Genomic DNA, 2048 nt, shown 5'->3' on the forward strand with positions numbered 1-2048 from the left:
GCGATAGCGTGCTGCTGACCGTACCTGATGATAGTGTGGAAGGCGATACCGGTCGAAGTCGTGATCGTCAGCCACCCCCGCACCACCGCCATCAGCACCGCAACCGCCCCACTCCGCACCAGCCTCCGCCTCCGCGACCGGATCGGGGCTGTGGCGGCCCTCGCGTGCGGGCGGGGTTACACGGCTATCATCTGACGGATTTCCGGTCTCGCTAACGACGGCTTCGAGGCGCTGCTGTCTGCCGATTTCGCTGTCGAGCGTATCGAGAAGCTCGCGACCTGCGGCAAGCAGTTCGACCGCACTTCCCTTCCCTGTGGCTCGCGAGAACGTTTCGACGAGTCTGAGCTCGGCGAGCGATTGGTCGCCGTTCGTGAGACACTGCCGGATAGCTCCATTTGATACTTCGTGGAGCGTGTAGAGTTGATTGTACGAGAGCGTCTCCGAGGCTTGTTTTGCGAGTTGACGGAGAATACGGACTTTTCGACCGGCGGGATCAAGAGCGGCACGTGCTTTCTGGACGGTCGCAGCAACAGCTCCTGCTGAGGGGCCTGCACTGCATTGTTCGCTAACAGCAGGGAGTTCTTCTCGATATTCCTGTGCGAGCTTGCGTTGCCAGCGACCAGTCGCCACGATCCGAAGATCGACAGTGTTGGCGAGGTCAGCAAGCAGTTCAATGATATCAGCCCGCTGATCAGCACGTAGCTCGTCGAAAGCATTATCGACTCGAACGGCAACTGTGGGCATCGCCGTAGACGCACGAAGGACAGCGAGTGGGCCGTCGACAATCTCTCCAACGGGTGCGTGGAGACCGACAACTGACCGTTCGGCACTCCCGAAGTCTTGGGTGAGTTGTAGTGCTTGCTCTTGCCATCGGTCGTGGATCGGATCTCCATCAGCAAGTGTGGCGACGGCACTTGCGTAGAGACCATCAAGTGCGGTCACACCCAACTGCTCAAGCACGTACGCACGCGCGCCCGCGTGATGATTGCCAACGAGTCCTATCACTGCTGTTTCGAGGGAGCTCTGGAACTCATCAGTTGTGGTGATTCGTCCCCAGATATTGCCAACAGGTGCATCGAGTGTGACGGTCGTAACGGCTGAGAGTGGCGATTGTTGGGTGAGCGTGAGTTGCCCACGGCTCCCGGATGGGCTGACCGAGATGCCCGTTTCGATTTCAGAGGGTTGTGCAGACGCACCGCTATCGGTATGTCCGTGTGTATCCTGGCTCATAGTGGAGCCCCGATGTTTCAGCGCTGACGGCCGGAGACCCGTCGTACCAATCCGATAATAGCGGTTATATCGCCCTGTTCATCGTTGTAAGCGACAGCACTGCCGCTATGCGCAAGGGCAAACCTTATTATCGGCGGCCGGAAACAAGAAGATACGACTGATTCATTGGCCGTATCCCTCGGTTTGGGGGACTGGTGATCCCCCTTCCGACGCTTATTTCACGTTCCCCTAGCTTGGTGTATCTCAGTAGATGTGGTGAGGTGTTAAGAGTTGGGGAACGTTACCCGTCTTCAACAAGCCCATCAACACTCTACTCTTTGTAACCGTATGAGCGAGACAGAGACAATGGATGACCACAGAAAGGATCCTAGACGAAAATATTCGCTAACTGATTTTATTCAAGCAGTGAAGGTTGAAGGAGGCGAGGCTACTACTCCGGAAATAAGAGACGAGGTGGGATGTGGTCATGAAACAGCTCGGAGACGAATGAAGGAGTTAGAAGATGATGGAATAGCTGAGGGACGAAAAATTGGCTCCACGTTGGTTTGGACATTGGTGTAGCGACATACAGTTTATTCTTCTGATGCATATTTCGGTGGGTTTGCTAGCTTGTTCAGTTGTCTGAACCAGACAACCAACTACACCAAAAGCTAAGTGTATTGACTGAATCGATCTATCCACGCAGAATGCCATCCTCAGATTCACCCACCAACAGAGAGCGTGTCATAGAATCCGTCTCATGATGTGAGTATCTCGCGGCCAGGGTTGTCTCCTCGTTCATCGTTGGTGATCGCGACGACGACTCGGAGACACAGCGC

Annotated in this window: 1 protein-coding gene and 1 pseudogene; one reads left to right on the top strand and one right to left on the bottom strand. The window is 55.3% G+C overall.

The window, feature by feature from the left end; translation table 11 throughout:
- Window positions 1-1230, bottom strand: a pseudogene (locus tag C451_RS21590) (hypothetical protein); the annotation flags it as partial.
- 327 nt (window positions 1231-1557) lie between these two features.
- Between C451_RS21590 and C451_RS20530 the strand changes: the two are divergent.
- Window positions 1558-1791, top strand: coding sequence for an ArsR family transcriptional regulator (locus tag C451_RS20530; protein ID WP_241431151.1), 234 nt, complete (start codon window positions 1558-1560; stop codon window positions 1789-1791).
- Window positions 1792-2048 lie beyond the last annotated feature (257 nt).

The sequence above is a fragment of the Halococcus thailandensis JCM 13552 genome (assembly GCF_000336715.1).
In the GTDB taxonomy this organism is placed as follows: Archaea; Halobacteriota; Halobacteria; order Halobacteriales; family Halococcaceae; genus Halococcus; species Halococcus thailandensis.